This is a genomic window from Streptomyces sp. NPDC028298, from assembly GCF_055565895.1.
In genome coordinates this window covers 1,818,685-1,834,449 of the sequence record NZ_JBVHTL010000001.1, presented here as the reverse complement: position 1 = coordinate 1,834,449, position 15,765 = coordinate 1,818,685, and the positions used below count along the sequence as shown (strand labels likewise).

General features: G+C 69.9%; 13 protein-coding genes. 7 read left to right on the top strand and 6 right to left on the bottom strand.

Annotation, left to right across the window (positions count from 1 at the left end):
* The first annotated feature begins 16 nt into the window (after positions 1-16).
* From ACZ4TO_RS07915 to ACZ4TO_RS07900, 4 genes are all read left to right on the top strand, one after another.
* The gene (locus ACZ4TO_RS07915) at positions 17-2,560 is read left to right on the top strand and encodes a sensor histidine kinase (RefSeq protein ID WP_385040744.1); all 2,544 of its coding nucleotides are present in this window, start codon (positions 17-19) and stop codon (positions 2,558-2,560) included.
* Positions 2,557-3,240: a response regulator gene (locus ACZ4TO_RS07910; RefSeq protein WP_382794056.1), complete on the top strand. Its 684-nt coding sequence runs from the start codon at positions 2,557-2,559 to the stop codon at positions 3,238-3,240. The genes ACZ4TO_RS07915 and ACZ4TO_RS07910 overlap by 4 nt, the downstream gene beginning before the upstream one ends.
* 127 nt (positions 3,241-3,367) lie before the next feature.
* The gene (locus ACZ4TO_RS07905) at positions 3,368-3,766 is read left to right on the top strand and encodes an OB-fold nucleic acid binding domain-containing protein (RefSeq protein ID WP_078943188.1); all 399 of its coding nucleotides are present in this window, start codon (positions 3,368-3,370) and stop codon (positions 3,764-3,766) included.
* Positions 3,767-3,769: 3 nt separating this feature from the next.
* Positions 3,770-4,537: a DUF3159 domain-containing protein gene (locus tag ACZ4TO_RS07900; RefSeq protein ID WP_382794052.1), complete on the top strand. Its 768-nt coding sequence runs from the start codon at positions 3,770-3,772 to the stop codon at positions 4,535-4,537.
* 182 nt (positions 4,538-4,719) lie between these two features.
* On the opposite strand, the gene ACZ4TO_RS07895 is transcribed toward ACZ4TO_RS07900, so the two are convergent.
* Both ACZ4TO_RS07895 and ACZ4TO_RS07890 read right to left on the bottom strand, forming a co-directional pair.
* Positions 4,720-5,400 (bottom strand): potassium channel family protein, encoded by a 681-nt coding sequence (locus ACZ4TO_RS07895; RefSeq protein WP_037620032.1) that lies wholly within the window; start codon positions 5,398-5,400, stop codon positions 4,720-4,722.
* Entirely contained in the window at positions 5,400-6,071 is a 672-nt protein-coding gene (locus ACZ4TO_RS07890) for a potassium channel family protein (protein ID WP_326785032.1), read from the bottom strand. The genes ACZ4TO_RS07895 and ACZ4TO_RS07890 overlap by 1 nt, the downstream gene beginning before the upstream one ends.
* 434 nt (positions 6,072-6,505) lie before the next feature.
* Between ACZ4TO_RS07890 and ACZ4TO_RS07885 the strand changes: the two genes are divergently transcribed.
* Together ACZ4TO_RS07885 and ACZ4TO_RS07880 are read left to right on the top strand one after the other, a co-directional pair.
* The gene (locus ACZ4TO_RS07885; protein ID WP_382797234.1) at positions 6,506-8,554 is read left to right on the top strand and encodes an APC family permease; all 2,049 of its coding nucleotides are present in this window, start codon (positions 6,506-6,508) and stop codon (positions 8,552-8,554) included.
* Positions 8,555-8,850: 296 nt separating this feature from the next.
* A complete protein-coding gene (locus ACZ4TO_RS07880; protein WP_468023714.1) occupies positions 8,851-10,179 on the top strand; it encodes a class I SAM-dependent RNA methyltransferase in 1,329 nt (442 codons plus the stop codon).
* Positions 10,180-10,277: 98 nt separating this feature from the next.
* Here ACZ4TO_RS07880 and ACZ4TO_RS07875 read toward each other — a convergent pair whose 3' ends face one another.
* The 4 genes from ACZ4TO_RS07875 to ACZ4TO_RS07860 all read right to left on the bottom strand — a co-directional run bounded on the left by ACZ4TO_RS07875 (position 10,278) and on the right by ACZ4TO_RS07860 (position 15,146).
* Complete coding sequence (locus tag ACZ4TO_RS07875; RefSeq protein ID WP_468023713.1) at positions 10,278-12,170, bottom strand: DNA/RNA helicase domain-containing protein; 1,893 nt, start codon at positions 12,168-12,170, stop codon at positions 10,278-10,280.
* Between the two features lie 304 nt (positions 12,171-12,474).
* Entirely contained in the window at positions 12,475-13,551 is a 1,077-nt protein-coding gene (locus ACZ4TO_RS07870) for a hypothetical protein (RefSeq protein WP_468023712.1), read from the bottom strand.
* On the bottom strand, positions 13,551-14,207 hold the full coding sequence (locus ACZ4TO_RS07865; protein ID WP_468023711.1) for a hypothetical protein: 657 nt from the start codon (positions 14,205-14,207) through the stop codon (positions 13,551-13,553). Before ACZ4TO_RS07865 ends, ACZ4TO_RS07870 begins: the two co-directional genes overlap by 1 nt.
* Before the next feature lie 195 nt (positions 14,208-14,402).
* Positions 14,403-15,146 (bottom strand): hypothetical protein, encoded by a 744-nt coding sequence (locus tag ACZ4TO_RS07860; protein ID WP_468023710.1) that lies wholly within the window; start codon positions 15,144-15,146, stop codon positions 14,403-14,405.
* 91 nt (positions 15,147-15,237) lie between these two features.
* Between ACZ4TO_RS07860 and ACZ4TO_RS07855 the strand changes: the two genes are divergently transcribed.
* The gene (locus ACZ4TO_RS07855) at positions 15,238-15,735 is read left to right on the top strand and encodes a winged helix-turn-helix transcriptional regulator (RefSeq protein WP_468023709.1); all 498 of its coding nucleotides are present in this window, start codon (positions 15,238-15,240) and stop codon (positions 15,733-15,735) included.
* The last annotated feature ends 30 nt before the right edge of the window (positions 15,736-15,765 follow it).

Here is a 15,765-nt window from a genome sequence, read left to right as displayed (position 1 = left end):
GGAAGACAATGGGCTCATGGGACGCGGCAAGCTTCGGATCTACCTCGGTGCGGCTCCGGGCGTGGGCAAGACCTACGCGATGCTGTCCGAGGCACACCGCCGCATCGAACGCGGGACGGACTGCGTCGTGGCGTTCGTCGAGCACCATCACCGGCCCCGCACCGAGGTGATGCTGCACGGCTTGGAGCAGGTGCCGCGCAAGGAGCTGGAATACCGGGGCGCCGTCTTCGGTGAGATGGACGTGGACGCCGTGCTCCGCCGCGCCCCGGCCGTCGCCCTGGTGGACGAACTGGCGCACACGAACGTGCCCGGCTCCCGCAACGCCAAGCGCTGGCAGGACGTGGAGGAACTGCTCGCCGCCGGCATCGACGTCGTCTCCACCGTCAACATCCAGCACCTGGAGTCACTGGGTGACGTCGTCGAGTCGATAACGGGTGTGCGGCAGCGCGAGACGGTGCCGGACGAGGTGGTGCGGCGGGCGGACCAGATCGAGCTGGTCGACATGTCGCCGCCCGCGCTGCGCCGCCGCATGGCCCACGGCAACATCTACAAACCCGACAAGGTCGACGCGGCTCTGTCCAACTACTTCCGTCCGGGCAACCTCACGGCCCTGCGCGAACTCGCGCTGCTGTGGGTCGCCGACCGGGTCGACGAATACCTGACCGAGTACCGCAGCGAACACCAGGTCTCCAAGATCTGGGGATCGCGGGAGCGGATCGTCGTCGGGCTGACCGGTGGCCCGGAAGGGCGGACGCTGATCCGGCGTGCGGCGCGACTGGCCGAGAAGGGCGCGGGCGGCGAGGTCATGGCCGTCTACATCGCCCGCAGCGACGGTCTCACCTCCGCCTCGCCCAAGGAGCTGGCCGTCCAGCGCACCCTGGTCGAGGACCTCGGCGGCACCTTCCATCACGTGGTCGGCGACGACATCCCCGCATCCCTGCTGGACTTCGCGCGCGGGGTCAACGCCACCCAGATCGTGCTCGGCTCCTCCCGCCGCAAGACCTGGCAGTACGTCTTCGGTCCGGGCGTCGGCACCACGGTGGCCCGGGAGTCGGGACCCGACCTGGACGTCCACATCGTCACCCACGAAGAGGTCGCCAAGGGGCGCGGTCTGCCCGTGGCGCGCGGAGCCCGGCTCGGGCGCGCCCGGATCATCTGGGGCTGGGCGGTCGGCATCGGCGGCCCCGTGGTCATGGCCCTGCTGCTCAACACCATCGACCTCGGGCTCGCCAACGACATGCTGCTGTTCCTGGCGGTCACCGTCGCGGCCGCCCTGCTCGGCGGACTGCTCCCGGCCCTGGCCTCGGCCGCCTTCGGCTCGCTGCTGCTGAACTACTTCTACACACCGCCCCTGCACCGGCTGACCGTCGCCGACCCGAAGAACATCGTCGCCATCGTGATCTTCGTCGGCGTCGCCGTCTCCGTGGCGTCGGTGGTGGACCTGGCGGCCCGGCGTACGCACCAGGCGGCACGGCTCCGGGCCGAGTCGGAGATCCTCTCCTTCCTCGCGGGCAGCGTGCTGCGCGGCGAGACCAGCCTGGAAGCCCTGCTGGAGCGCGTCCGCGAGACCTTCGGGATGGAGTCGGTCGCCCTGCTGGAGCGCGCCGGCGACGTCGAGCCGTGGACGTGCGCGGGCAGCGCGGGACCGGCGCCCGCCAGCCGCCCCGAGGACGCCGACGTCGACATGCCGGTCGGCGACCACATGGCGCTCGCCCTGTCCGGACGGGTGCTGCCCGCCTCCGACCGCCGGGTGCTGGCCGCCTTCGCCGCGCAGGCCGTGGTGGTGCTCGACCGCCAGCGCCTTCAGTTCGAGGCGGACCAGGCCAAGGAGCTGGCCGAGGGCAACCGCATCCGCACCGCCCTGCTGGCCGCGGTGAGCCACGACCTGCGCACCCCGCTCGCCGCGATCAAGGCGGCGGTCTCGTCCCTGCGCTCCGACGACGTGGCCTGGTCCGAGGAGGACCAGGCCGAGCTCCTCGAAGGCATCGAGGACGGCGCCGACCGCCTCGACCACCTCGTGGGCAACCTGCTGGACATGTCCCGGCTCCAGACCGGCACGGTCACTCCGCTGATCCGGGAGATCGACCTGGACGAGGTGGTCCCCATGGCGCTCGGCGGCGTCCCCGAGGACAGCGTGACCCTGGAGATACCGGAGAGCCTGCCGATGGTCGCCGTCGACGCCGGACTCCTGGAGCGGGCCGTCGCCAACCTCGTCGAGAACGCCGTCAAGTACAGCCCCGTCGACGAGCGGGTCCTGGTCGCCGCGAGCGCCATGGCCGACCGCGTGGAGGTCCGCGTCGTGGACCGCGGACCCGGCGTCCCGGACGAGGCCAAGGACCGGATATTCGCGCCCTTCCAGCGCTACGGTGACGCCCCGCGCGGTACCGGAGTGGGCCTCGGCCTCGCGGTCGCCCGCGGCTTCGCCGAGGCGATGGGCGGCACTCTCAACGCCGAGGACACCCCCGGCGGCGGACTCACCATGGTGCTCACGGTGCGGGCGGTGGAACGCCGTCCCGACCTGGCAGCCCGAACAGCAGTCGCGGAAAGGCAGGCTTCATGACCCGGGTCCTCGTGGTCGACGACGAGCCCCAGATCACCCGAGCCCTCGTGATCAACCTGAAGGCACGCAAGTACGAGGTCGACGCGGCCCCCGACGGAGCCACCGCGCTCCAGCTCGCCGCCGCCCGCCACCCCGACGTCGTCGTGCTCGACCTCGGCCTGCCCGACATGGACGGCGTCGAGGTGATCAAGGGGCTGCGCGGCTGGACCCGGGTGCCGATCCTGGTGCTGTCCGCCCGCCACTCCTCGGACGAGAAGGTCGAGGCCCTCGACGCGGGCGCCGACGACTACGTCACCAAGCCCTTCGGCATGGACGAACTGCTCGCCCGGCTGCGCGCCGCCGTCCGCCGCGCGGAGCCCACCGGGGGCGGCGAGGACGACGTGATCGTGGAGACCGAGGGGTTCACCGTCGATCTGGCGGCGAAGAAGGTGCACCGCGACGGGCGGGACGTCCGGCTCACCCCCACCGAGTGGCATCTGCTGGACGTGCTGGTCCGCAACTCCGGCCGGCTCGTCGGCCAGAAGCAACTGCTCCAGGAGGTCTGGGGTCCGTCCTACGGGACGGAGACGAACTATCTGCGGGTCTACATGGCCCAGCTCCGCCGCAAGCTGGAGGTCGATCCCTCGCACCCGAAGCACTTCATCACCGAGCCGGGGATGGGCTACAGGTTCGAACGATGACGCGGACGTCCCCCGTCGATCATCTGTGCGAGCCGCGGTGGTCGTCCGATCGAGCGCGCTCCGCGGCCGGTTCGGGCGGCCGTGCCGCGGGTACGAAGCTGTCGGTGCCCCCCGGTACGCTTTCGGTATGAGTGCTGTTCCTCGTTCCGAAAAGCCGGCGGGCCGGTTCCGGCGCATGATGGACCGCCTCTCCTCGTCCCAGGAGGACCTGGAGTCCGAGGAGCTGCGGGAGGACACGGCGACCGCGGGCTGTACCCGTATCGGCGACTGCCACGACCGGCAGATAGTCACCGTTACTGGTACCTTGCGCACGGTCACTCTGCGGCCGAGAGCCGGTGTCCCGGCTCTGGAGGCCGAGCTGTTCGACGGCTCGGCCGCCCTGGACGTGGTCTGGCTCGGCCGCCGTTCCATCGTCGGCATCGAGCCCGGACGCAAGTTGATCGCCTCGGGCCGTATCTCGATGAGCCGGGGCCGTAGGGTGTTGTTCAATCCGAAGTACGAACTCAGACCCCTCGGACGGGAGTAGCCGGTGACGTCGCTCGACAAGCCGACCGAAGACGCCCAGGACGCCCAGCAGGATGCACGGGCGGTGACCGAGGCCGCACTCTTCGAGGCGTTCGGCGGCGTGCGCGGCATGGTCGAGACCGTGGTGCCCGGCCTGCTCTTCGTCACCATCTTCACGATCAACAAGGACCTGCACTGGTCGGCGATCGCCGCCCTCGCGGTGTCCCTGCTGCTCGTCGTGGTCCGCCTCGTGCGGCGCGACACCGTGAAGCACGCCTTCAGCGGGGTCTTCGGCGTCGCCTTCGGCGTGGTCTTCGCGATGATGACGGGCAACGCGAAGGACTTCTACCTGCCGGGCATGCTCTACACGCTCGGTCTCGCCATCGCCTACATCGTGACCACCCTCGCGGGTGTCCCGCTGATCGGACTGATCCTCGGCCCGGTCTTCAAGGAGAACCTCTCCTGGCGCACCCGCAACCCCGGCCGCAAGAAGGCGTACGCGAAGGCCAGTTGGGCCTGGGGCCTGATCCTGCTCGCCAAGTGCGCCGTCCTCTTCCCGCTCTACTGGTGGGGCGACACCACCCAGTTCGGCTGGGTGCTCATCGCCCTGAAGATCCCGCCGTTCCTGCTCGCCGTCTGGCTCACCTGGGTCTTCCTGGCCAAGGCGCCGCCGCCCATCGACGTGTTCGCGGAGATGGAGGCCGAGGAGCAGGCGGAGAAGGAGCGCAAGGCCGCCCTCGCCCAGGAGCGCGGCGACGCTCCGGCCCCGGCCAGGCACCGCCGCCAGGCGTGAGCCCGGCCGCACCGAGGACGCCTCCGGGCGACTGAACACGACCAAGCGGTACGACGATGGGGGCGGCCGGAGAATTCTCCGGCCGCCCCCATCGTCGTACCGCCTGGTCGTACCGCTTCGTCGTATCGCGGCGCGAGCCCTCGTCCCGTCGGCGGACGCCGTACCGCCGACGGGACGGACGGCTACTTCGTCGTGCTCGGGTCGCGGCGCACCGACAGCAGGTCCTCGAGCTGCTCCTCGCGGGCCTGGGCGGCCACGAAGAGGAGTTCGTCGCCCGCTTCCAGGGAGTCCTCCCGGGAGGGGGTCAGGACGCGGGTGCCGCGGATGATGGTCACCAGCGAGGTGTCCTCCGGCCACGCGACGTCGCCGACGGTCGTGCCGGCGAGGGCGGACTCCGGCGGCAGGGTCAGCTCGACGAGGTTGGCGTCGCCGTGGCTGAAGCGGAGCAGCCGCACGAGGTCGCCGACGCTCACCGCCTCCTCCACGAGCGCCGACATCAGACGCGGGGTGGAGACGGCGACGTCCACGCCCCAGGACTCGTTGAACAGCCACTCGTTCTTGGGGTTGTTCACCCGGGCGACGACGCGCGGGACGCCGTACTCGGTCTTCGCGAGCAGCGAGACGACGAGGTTGACCTTGTCGTCGCCGGTGGCCGCGATGACCACGTTGCAGCGCTGCAGCGCCGCCTCGTCCAGGGAGGTGATCTCGCAGGCGTCGGCGAGCAGCCACTCCGCCTGCGGGACGCGCTCGACCGAGATGGCGGTCGGCGCCTTGTCGATCAGCAGGATCTCGTGGCCGTTCTCCAGCAGTTCGCCCGCGATCGAGCGGCCCACGGCACCGGCACCGGCAATGGCGACTCTCATCAGTGCCCCGCCTCCTCTTCAGGACCCTTGGCGAACGCCGCCTCGACCTTGTCCACCTCGTCGGTGCGCATCATCACGTGCACCAGGTCGCCCTCCTGCAGCACCGTCTGCGAGCTGGGCAGGACCGCCTCGCCGAGCCGGGTCAGGAAGGCGACGCGTACGCCCGTCTCGTCCTGGAGGCGGCTGATCTTGTGGCCCACCCAGGCGACGGAGGTGTGCACCTCGGCGAGCTGCACACCGCCCGTGGGATCGCGCCACAGCGGCTCGGCCCCCGAGGGCAGCAGCCGGCGGAGCATCTGGTCGGCCGTCCAGCGGACGGTGGCGACGGTCGGGATGCCCAGGCGCTGGTAGACCTCGGCGCGACGCGGGTCGTAGATGCGGGCGGCGACGTTCTCGATGCCGAACATCTCGCGGGCCACGCGGGCGGCGATGATGTTGGAGTTGTCACCGCTGGAGACCGCCGCGAAGGCGCCGGCCTCCTCGATGCCCGCCTCGCGAAGGGTGTCCTGGTCGAAGCCGACTCCGGTGACACGACGGCCGCCGAACCCGGAGCCCAGCCGCCGGAAGGCGGTGGGGTCCTGGTCGATCACGGCGACCGTGTGCCCCTGTTGCTCCAGGTTCTGGGCAAGAGCGGAACCTACTCTTCCGCAGCCCATGATGACGATGTGCACGACCGTCCTTCCGCATGAATGGTTACGGCTCAGGCTAAACAGGGTCTCAGACCGCCGCCCAAGCTACACACGCACGGTCGACCAGGGGCTTCGTTGCGCAGGTTCGCCTGTGCCTTTTTCGCGGAGCGTTCGGGGGACGGGCGTGAACGGCGGCGAACGCCGGGCGGTTCAGCGCCGTGTGATGCTCCGAACACTCGCCAGGGTGAGGATTCCGAGGCCGACCAGCGCCACGGCCGCTCCGATGAGCTCAGGGGGCAGATGCATGGATCCTCCAGGGCGGTCGGGAGCGGGGTTTTGTCATATAGACACGTGGATCTCCGGTGCTGCGGAATCCGCAGCGGAAGCCACCCCGTTTTCACCCGGAGAGCAGATGACGTGCCGAAGAGGGACGGCGGGTGGGCGACAGCCAGTTCGAACCCTTACGATTCCCTGTTGTGTCCAAACTGACCGACGTGCCCAAGCGGATCCTCATCGGGCGTGCATTGCGCAGCGACCGGCTGGGGGAAACGCTTCTGCCGAAGCGCATCGCCCTCCCCGTCTTCGCATCCGACCCGCTCTCCTCCGTGGCGTACGCGCCCGGAGAAGTCCTGCTGGTCCTTTCCATCGCGGGCGTGTCGGCCTACCACTTCAGCCCCTGGATCGCGGTCGCGGTCGTCGTGCTGATGTTCACGGTGGTCGCCTCCTACCGCCAGAACGTGCACGCGTACCCGAGCGGAGGCGGCGACTACGAGGTCGCCACCACCAACCTCGGACCGCGGGCCGGCCTCACCGTCGCCAGCGCGCTGCTCGTCGACTACGTCCTCACCGTCGCCGTCTCCATCGCCTCCGGCATCGAGAACCTCGGCTCGGCGGTGCCGTTCGTGGTGGAGCACAAGGTCTTCTGCGCGGTCGCCGTCATCGTGCTGCTCACGTTGATGAACCTGCGCGGGGTCAAGGAGTCCGGAAAGCTCTTCGCGATCCCGACGTACGTCTTCGTCGCCGGCGTCTTCATCATGATCGCCTGGGGTGCCTTCCGCGGGCTCGTGCTCGGCGACACCATGCACGCGCCGACCGCCGAGTACCACATCAAGGCCGAGCACCAGGGGCTCGCGGGCTTCGCCCTCGTCTTCCTGCTGCTGCGCGCCTTCTCGTCCGGCTGTGCGGCACTGACCGGTGTCGAGGCGATCTCCAACGGAGTGCCCGCGTTCCGCAAGCCGAAGTCGAAGAACGCGGCGACCACGCTGGCGGCGATGGGCCTCCTCGCCGTCACCATGTTCTGCGGCATCATCGCGCTGGCCATGACCACCAAGGTGCGCATGGCCGAGAACCCCGCCACGGACCTGATCCACAACGGCGTGGCCGTCGGCACCGGCTACGTGCAGAACCCGGTGATCTCCCAGGTCGCCGAGGCCGTGTTCGGCAAGGGCAGCTTCCTGTTCATCCTGCTCGCCGCCGCCACCGCCCTCGTCCTGTTCCTGGCCGCGAACACCGCGTACAACGGCTTCCCGCTCCTCGGCTCGATCCTCGCCCAGGACCGCTACCTGCCGCGTCAGCTCCACACCCGCGGCGACCGCCTCGCCTTCTCCAACGGCATCGTGCTCCTGGCCGGCGCCGCGAGCATGCTCGTGATCATCTACGGGGCCGACTCGACGCGCCTGATCCAGCTCTACATCGTCGGCGTGTTCGTCTCCTTCACTCTCAGCCAGACCGGCATGGTCCGCCACTGGAACCGCCATCTGGCGAGTGAGACCGACCCGGCCAAGCGCACCCACATGATCCGCTCCCGCGCGATCAACGCCTTCGGTGCCTTCTTCACCGGCCTGGTCCTGGTCGTCGTCCTCGTCACCAAGTTCACCCACGGCGCCTGGGTCGCCCTGCTCGGCATGGTGATCTTCTACGCGACGATGACCGCGATCCGTAAGCACTACGACCGCGTCGCGGAGGAGCTCGCCGCCCCTGAGGGGCCCACCGACGACAGCGTCCGCCCCTCCCGCGTCCACTCCGTCGTCCTGGTCTCCAAGATCCACCGGCCCGCGCTGCGCGCCCTCGCCTACGCCAAGCTGCTGCGCTCCGACACCCTCGAAGCGCTCAGCGTCAACGTGGACCCGGCCGAGACCAAGACCCTGCGCGACGAGTGGGAGCGGCGCGGCATCGACGTACCGCTGAAGGTCCTCGACTCGCCCTACCGCGAGATCACCCGGCCGGTCATCGAGTACGTGAAGGGCCTGCGCAAGGAGTCGCCGCGCGACGCGGTCTCCGTGATCATCCCCGAGTACGTGGTCGGCCACTGGTACGAGCACCTGCTGCACAACCAGAGCGCCCTGCGCCTCAAGGGCCGTCTGCTCTTCACCCCGGGCGTCATGGTCACCTCCGTGCCCTACCAGCTCGAGTCCTCCGAGGCCGCCAAGCTGCGCGCCCGCAAGCGCCAGGACTGGAACGCTCCGGGCGCGGTGCGCCGGGGCCCGGCCCAGGTACGGCCCAAGGAGCCCACCCAGAAGAGCTGAGCCGACGGGGCGGGAGGCGGGTCGCGAGCCCACCGGCGAGGATGGGAAGCGCGGCGCGAGCACGTCGACCGGTACGGGAGGCTCGACGCGACCACGTCCACCGGGACGGCAGGTGCGTCGCGAACCACGTCCACCGGGACGGGAAGCGCGTCGCGAACCACGTCCACCGGGACGGGAAGCTCGAGGCGTGCTCACGGACGAGGCGGGAAGCGGTGCCGTGAGCACGTAGACTGGACGGCTGTTGTCCGGCCGCGCAGTCAGGCCGTTTCCCCCCTCTCAACTGGAGTCACCCCACCATGCAGGCAGAACCGAAGAAGTCGCTGGTGGGGGACGAGTACGAGGTCGAGATCGGCCCCGTGGCCCACGGAGGGCACTGCATCGCCCGTACGGACGAGGGCCAGGTCCTCTTCGTCCGGCACGCGCTGCCCGGCGAGCGGGTCGTCGCCCGGGTGACCGAGGGCGAGGAGGGCGCGCGGTTCCTGCGCGCCGACGCCGTGCGGATCATCGACGCCTCCAAGGACCGCGTCGAGGCGCCCTGCCCGTACGCGGGCCCCGGACGCTGCGGTGGCTGCGACTGGCAGCACGCCAAGCCCGGCGCCCAGCGCCGTCTCAAGGGCGAGGTCATCGCCGAGCAGTTGCAGCGCCTCGCGGGCCTCACGCCAGAGGAGGCCGGCTGGGACGGCACGGTGATGCCCGCCGAGGGCGACAAGCTGCCCGCGGGCGAGGTGCCGCAGTGGCGCACCCGCGTCCAGTACGCCGTCGACCCCGACGGCAACGCCGGACTGCGCCGCCACCGCTCGCACGAGGTCGAGCCCATCGAGCGCTGCATGATCGCCGCCCCGGGGATCACCGAACTCGGCATCGAGGAGCGCGACTGGTCCGGTATGGAGGCCGTCGAGGCGATCGCCGCGACCGGTTCCCAGGACCGCATGGTGATCCTGGAGCCGCGCCCCGGCGCCCGCCTCCCGCTGGTCGAACTCGACAAGCCGGTCTCCGTGATGCGGGTCGCCGAACAGGACGGCGGCATCCACCGCGTCCACGGCCGCGCGTTCGTGCGCGAGCGCGCCGACGGCCGCACCCACCGGGTCGGCAGCGGCGGTTTCTGGCAGGTCCACCCGATGGCCGCCGACACCCTCGTCAAGGCCGTCATGCAGGGCCTGCTGCCCCGCAAGGGCGACATGGCCCTCGACCTCTACTGCGGTGTCGGCCTCTTCGCGGGCGCCCTCGCGGACCGCCTGGGCGACCAGGGCGCGGTCCTCGGCATCGAGTCGGGCAAGCGCGCGGTGGAGGACGCCCGGCACAACCTCGCCGGCTTCGACCGCGTCCGCATCGAGCAGGGCAAGGTCGAGGCGGTCCTGCCGCGCACCGGCATCACCGAGGTCGACATCATCGTCCTCGACCCGCCCCGCGCGGGCGCCGGCAAGAAGACGGTCGAGCACCTGTCGTCGCTGGGCGCCCGAAAGATCGCCTACGTGGCCTGCGACCCGGCGGCCCTCGCCCGCGACCTGGCGTACTTCCGCGACGGCGGCTACAAGGTACGCACGCTGCGCGCGTTCGACCTGTTCCCGATGACGCATCACGTGGAGTGCGTGGCGATCCTGGAGCCGGTGAAGAAGTCCGGCTGAGGTCGGCTTCCCGTCGGGGAGCGGCTCAGGGCCCACCGGCGGCCGTCGACGCCTCGCCCGGGCGATGACGGTCCGTCCGGGCCTACCACTTGATGGGTCTACACCAGGACCGGCGACTCGGCCCCCGACGCCGGACGCACCAGGGAGCGCAGCTTGTCGCGGGTCTCCGGGTCCGTGGAGTAGATGATCGTGCCGATCATGCCCCGGGTCAGCAGCACCTTGTACGTGTTGCGGATCAGGCGGTCGATGTCGCTGTCCGGCGTCGCCTTCGTGAAGATCGGGTCCTTGGACGCCGCCCGGTCCACGACCCAGCGATCCGTACGCCACACCAGGTCGGGGCCGATGATCACGCCCGACCAGTCGTACTCGAAGCCTTGCGCGGTGTAGACGCAGCCGACCTGGCCGAAGCCGGCCGGGTCGGTGGCCCACAAGGGTGCGGGCGGCGCGCCGAGAAGTGACCGGTCGCCGTACACGTTCCAGGGCCGCGCCCAGTCGCCGATGACGACGTCGGCCGGAAGGGCCGTCATGTCCGCCGTGACCTTGGTGGTCCACTTCCAGCAGTAGCCGGCCGACAGCCGCGCCCCGTAGCCCGCCTCGCGGCGCGCGACGAGGAAGTCCTCGAGTTCCTGCGGGCTCTCGGCGGTCAGCAGTTCGAGCTTGCCGTCCGGCTCCCACACGCCAGGTGTGCCGCCATCAAGACCGAGGAGATCGACGACCCACTTCTCGTACGCGTCACTTCCGCCGCACCGGAACTGGCCGTCCAGCTCTACGACCGTGCAGTCGAGGCCCTGTTCGGCGGCGGCGCGCATGATCTCCTCCTTCGTTCCCATCTCGCCAGGCCGCACCACCTGGTGCTGGTCGAGCAGGAACACCGGCACCCGGGCCGCGTCGATCAGCTCGGCCACCTGGGGACGGCCGGTGCGCAGTTCCGCCTTGGTGTAGCGGTTGGCGGATGTCTTCCGTAGCCGGTGCGCCTCGTCGCAGATCAGTACGTCGAGGTCGTTCGGCTCAGCCGACATGAAGCTGTTGAAGTACATGAACAGCTTCTGCACGACAGGCTTTTGCGCCCCGGCGACCTTGCGCATGGTCTTCGTGAACGAGGCGGAGCCGGTCGCGTGCAGGGCGGTGTCTCCGCGCCGGTACAGCTCGCCGAGGAGCGACAGGGCGACGACACTCTTGCCGGAGCCGGGACCACCGGTCACCACGACGACCTGCTTGTGGTTGGACCGCTTCGCCTTGCGTACGGCGGACATCACCTGCTCGTAGGCGACCCGCTGTTCGGCGAGGAGAACGAACTGTTCGCGGTCGCGGATCTCCGCGGCCGCGACGGCCATGAGCTGCTTCGACGGCCGGATCCTGCCGCCGAGCAGGACGTCGGCAGCCTCGGCGCCGGGCTTCGCGGCGAGTCGAGAGCGTAGGAAGTCCAGGAAGGCGCCGCGCTCTTGGCCGGTGTACATCCGCCCGTGCTGGTCCTCCTCGACGCTCCGCAGCCCCGCGACGCCGAACTCGGTCGCGTTGTGCAGGAACGCCACCCCGGCCAGGGACTTCGGCATCCGTTCCAGTGCTCCGTTGAACGACAGCAGGTATTCGCAGTAGCCGCGGACCTGCTCGATCGGGTTGAGGACGGGGTGGGTGTACGCGTCGATCCGGCAGAGCAGCGGCTCGTCCTCCTCCGGGTGGGCCTCGCTCCACTGCTTCAATTCGACCACGACGTACGACGGTTCACCCGTAGTGGGGTGCACGCCCGCGAGCACGGCGTCCGCGCGCTTGCTGGTGAGGGGCAGGCTGTACTCGATGAGCACCTCGACGTCGCCGAGTCCGGCATCCATGAGGGCGTTGACGAGAGCCGGGAGGCTGCGTTCCCAGGACCTGACCTCCGCCTGACCGGCACGTCGGCCGTGCTGGTGGCGGAAGTTCTCGGTCAGATGCAGCGCCAGCGACCCTTCGAGGATGCGGGCGGCCACGGACGTCGCGGACTCACGGAACAGCAAGAAAATGCCCCCAGGCAGCACGAAGAAGACTCGTGCGGGTGGGGGCATGTCCTTCGATGTCCGCGTCGCGCTCTCGCGAGGCGGATCCAGGAAGCCCGTCGGGCCGCTGAGATGGTTCTCGCCATCCTAGGTGAGGGTGTCGATCAGGGGAGGGGATCGGGCAAGGAGTCGGCTTGGTCGGGGGACCGGTGCCTGGAGGTCGGCTTCGGATGGCCGGCGCATCGTTTTCGGGCGTGGGCCGTCCGGTCGTCTGCGCTGTCTGCTCCGGTGTGTGTCCTCGATGCCGCCGCGGAATGCCCTGTGATCAGCGGTTGATGGACTGGATCTCCTGCACGTCCATGTCCTGGGTCGTCTCGAACGTGCCGTCCGGCAGGTCGCCCGCCGCGCCGCCGCTTCCCTGCCAGGAGATCTGCCAGGTGATGGACGCGCTCAGCCGGTAGGGCTTTCCGTCCGTGGCGCGCCGGTAGGTGATGCCGCACGGTGGGGTCCTGCCGGCGTCGCCCTTGGTGTACGGGGTGCCGATGGAGCCGTCGTCGTTGATCGCGCAGTCACCGGAGGCGGGGGAGGTCTCGGCGTCGCCCGTGCCCGGGTTCAGGTGGAGGGCGACCGGCCTCGCCGTCGTCTCCGCCCACACTCCCGCGGCCGCCAGCTCGGCGCGGACCTTGACCGGCTTGAAGGTGCCCTTGTCCAGCCACACCCAGGTCGGCACGTTGACCGTGGACCTGGCGGCCGGCTTCAGCTCGATCTCGGTCCCGGGAACCTTGATCTTGTCGTAGGCGTAGGCGGCGAGCACGTCAGGGGTGGGGGCGTGCTGGTTGGCGGGGAGCGTCCTGGCGTTCTGCCAGAACAGGGTGTCCTCGCAGTCGTACGACGCGGGGTCGTCGGCCCTGTCCTGATTGATCACCCCGCGCCAGAACATGCCGTCCTTGCCGAGGTTGTAGTTCTCGTAGCCGTCCCCGCTGCCGTTCTCGGCCTTGCCCTTCTCGTAGTGGTCGACCATCAGGTCCTCGCCCCAGCTCAGCGTGGGCGTGACGGGTACCAGGTCCGTGTTGGGGTTCTTCTTGAGTCGGTCCACCGCCGCCTTCAGTGCCTGCGGCGTGGCCACCGGTTCGTACCAGCACGCCGGGGGCTTCCAGTTGGGGTCCGCGGGGGCGAGGGCCTTGGGCGACGTGTGTGAGCGGCCACCGCTGATCTGTGTGACCTTGATCTGGGTGGACGTGGCCTTGGCCCCCAGCGTGTTGCCGGACACGCCGCCGGAAGGTGTCGAGGACGGGGGCTTGTTGTCCTGGTCTCCGATGGCGCCGTAAGCCGCTGTGGAGGAGAGGACCACCGCGTAGACCGACGTGGCCAACAGCGTGCACGTCTTCGCTGCGAAGCTCATCAGCCGCAGGCTCCCGGAACCACCGTCGAGGACGTGGTCTTCCAAACGCCTTGGGGGTTCTTGTCCAGTCTGTTGCGGTACTGGATCACGTTCTCGGGCTTGTCGGGCGTGGTGGTGATCTTCGCGGTCCTGCGGTTCTTCGTGGACGCCTTGCGTTCGTCGACGCAGTAGAAGAGCACGCCCGAGCCGGTGTCGTTGATGTGGACCTGGGGGTCGAAGGCCGTGACGCTGCCGATCAGACTCTCGTCGTCGTCGACGAACTGCTTGATCCACTTGTGGGCTGTGATCAAGGTGGCATCCGAGTTGTAGAACGCCACCGCGTCGGAATTCACGTTCGCCTCGATGACCGCGGCGTACTCCGAGCGCAGTTCCTCCCGACCGTCGTCAAGGATCGCCTGGAGTTTCGGATCGCTGTTCGTCCAGCCCTGGAAGTTCGCCTGAAAGTCCTTGGAGAGGGTGATCTTCGGCCGCCCGGCACCGTCCTGCGCCGTCGGAGAGGAAGCGGGCGCGCTCGCCGAGGCCTTCTTGCCGTCGGCGTCCGCCCCCTTGATCTTGTCCGAGGACGAGTCGTCGCCCCCTCCCGAGCCGCAGGCGGTCAGCAGCAGGGCCGTGGATGCGGTGAGCGCGGCTACGACGAGCCGGGCGGGGCGGTTCACTGGGGACTCCCGTTGAGGTAGGGGTTGCTCAAGCGAACCACGCTATCCCTGGGGCCCGTGGTGACACCAGTCGGGGTTCCGCCAGGACGGGACAACTGTGGCTCACCCAGGGCGGTTTAGACGGTCCGGCTGACCGACGCGGCGTCAGCGGCCGCGGCCAGGAGGCATGTCGGGGTTCGCCGGGAGTTGCGGACGCTACGTGCCAGGTGTGCGCTGCTCCTGCGGAGGGACGGGCGGTGCGGCGTCCTGCGGTGGGGGTGGGGGCGTCGGGTTCTCCGTCCGGAGGGGGTTCCTTGCTCGGTCCCGCATCCTGCGGCGGTGGCCGGCGCGGTCGGGGCGGCCCTTGTAGCCCGCGGGCTGCCATTTCCTGCCGTGCCAGAGGTCTGGTGGAACCCAGCGGGAGCAGGCCTGTTCGACGTCCGGCGTCACGTTGACCATGGTGGTGAGCCCGACGCGGTAGCGCAGCCTCGGGAGACCGTCGGCGGGCGGGTCGGCGTCCCGTGCGTGGCGCCACAGCACGGGGTGATCGCGGTCGAAGTCCTCGCGGGGGAAGAGTTCGAGCGTCGCGGTGCCACCCTCGGCCGCCGCGTCACCGGTGGAGCAGATGCACACCCCGGCCAGTGAATCCCAGGTCAGCAGGGCGTCACCGTCCATGCTGAACGACCACCAGCCCGTCGCGTCGAAGACGAACCTGTCGTCCGACGTGGCCGCGGTCCCGATCAGCAGGAACAGGCCGCACAGCGCGCACAGGCCGCCGGCCGAGGCCAGGAGCCACCGGATCACGTCGTCGTCGAGCAGTGCCGCCGCCGACAGCCCGAGAGCGGCGATCGACCATATGAAGGCTGTGGCGATCAGGCCGGGTGTGATCTCCCGCTGCCCGTACCGCACGACGGTCGCGTCGTCGGACGGCTGTTCCGGCAAGCTCCCCCCGGTGCTCATGGGCGTCACGGTACCGGCCCCCGCCGAGCCGCGGCACCCCCTCCGTTCCGGGCTGCCGGGTCCGTTTGCGGGACCTTCGTATGCTGGGCCTGTGAGGCGGACTTCTTTTGCGAACTGGCCCTGTTCCATCGCGCGCACGATGGACCTGCTCGGCGACTGGTGGACGCCCCTGGTCCTGCGGGAGGCGTTCTACGGGATCAAGCGGTTCGACGCCTTCCAGCAGGAGCTCGGCATCGCGCGCAACACGCTGACCGACCGGCTCCGTCGGCTGGTCGACGAGGGGCTCATGGAGAAGCAGGCGTATCAGACCGACCCGGTCCGCTACGACTACGTCCTCACCGAGATGGGCCGGGACTTCTTCGGGGTGCTGGCCGCCATGAACAGGTGGGGCAACCGCTGGCTCAGCGGTGAGCAGGGCCCGCCGGTCGTCTTCCACCACGAGCGTTGCGGGCACGAGGCCGAGGCCGCCGTGGTGTGCGCCGAGTGCGGTGAGCCGATGACGGCCGAGGACACCCGTCCGCGGCTCGGCCCCGGCTATCCGCCGCACCTCGCGGAACGGCCCGACATCCAGAAGCGTTTCACCGCCTGACCACGCCGCGGCTTAAGCGTTCGTCCTGGC

What these genes read in the sequence shown, in the direction of transcription:
- ACZ4TO_RS07915 (WP_385040744.1), top strand. Translation starts at nt 17, where the DNA reads ATGGGACGCGGCAAGCTTCGGATCTACCTCGGTGCGGCTCCGGGCGTG.
- ACZ4TO_RS07910 (WP_382794056.1), top strand. Translation starts at nt 2,557, where the DNA reads ATGACCCGGGTCCTCGTGGTCGACGACGAGCCCCAGATCACCCGAGCC.
- ACZ4TO_RS07905 (WP_078943188.1), top strand. Translation starts at nt 3,368, where the DNA reads ATGAGTGCTGTTCCTCGTTCCGAAAAGCCGGCGGGCCGGTTCCGGCGC.
- ACZ4TO_RS07895 (WP_037620032.1), bottom strand. Translation starts at nt 5,400, where the DNA reads ATGAGAGTCGCCATTGCCGGTGCCGGTGCCGTGGGCCGCTCGATCGCG.
- ACZ4TO_RS07880 (WP_468023714.1), top strand. Translation starts at nt 8,851, where the DNA reads ATGCAGGCAGAACCGAAGAAGTCGCTGGTGGGGGACGAGTACGAGGTC.
- ACZ4TO_RS07870 (WP_468023712.1), bottom strand. Translation starts at nt 13,551, where the DNA reads ATGAGCTTCGCAGCGAAGACGTGCACGCTGTTGGCCACGTCGGTCTAC.
- ACZ4TO_RS07860 (WP_468023710.1), bottom strand. Translation starts at nt 15,146, where the DNA reads ATGAGCACCGGGGGGAGCTTGCCGGAACAGCCGTCCGACGACGCGACC.